Origin of the sequence: Kitasatospora nipponensis, assembly GCF_039528135.1 — a bacterium.
GTDB classification, from domain to species: Bacteria; Actinomycetota; Actinomycetes; order Streptomycetales; family Streptomycetaceae; genus Kitasatospora; species Kitasatospora nipponensis.
Genome location: NZ_BAAALF010001082.1, coordinates 1 through 536, shown reverse-complemented (window position 1 = coordinate 536; position 536 = coordinate 1). Strand labels below are relative to the sequence as shown.

The 536-nt window shown below is 65.1% G+C and carries 1 protein-coding gene; it reads right to left on the bottom strand.

The features are described from left to right. Positions 1–536, bottom strand: a 536-nt coding sequence (locus tag ABD323_RS44995; RefSeq protein WP_344447725.1) for a non-reducing end alpha-L-arabinofuranosidase family hydrolase, incomplete at both ends; no start/stop codon positions are given.

Here is a 536-nt window from a genome sequence, read left to right as displayed (position 1 = left end):
GGCTGGTGGCCGTGAAGGAGCGGAAGTAGCGCTGCTCGTTCGTACCCCGAGCCTCGACGATCATGAGGTACTGGTTCTGGCCCTTGACCTTGTAGACCTGCGGTGCCTCGAACAGGTTGGCCGTCGTGTCGGTCATGATCGTGGTGTAGGAGGAGCCGAAGCTGCCGGGGAAGTTCCCGATGGGCATGCTGGCGCGGTAGATGTTGCCGTTGTCGCCGGCGAAGAACAGGTACATGTTCTGGTCGTCGGCGATGAGGGTCTGGTCGATGGGGCCGGTGCCGGAGTTGGGGATGCTGCCGGTGAACAGCGGCTGCGGCGCGGACCAGCCGTTGGGGTTGGTGGGGTCACTGGAGGTGCGGTAGATGAACGGCCACGCGCCCCACTGGTAGGCCAGCACCCAGATGTTCTTGGGCGCGAAGTAGAACAGCGTGGGCGCCACCGCGCCCTGGCTCATCCCGGTCTGGGCGGTGGACGCCATGTCGGACCAGTTGGTGAAGGGGGCGAACGCCATCGACCCGTACGAGGATCCGTTCACG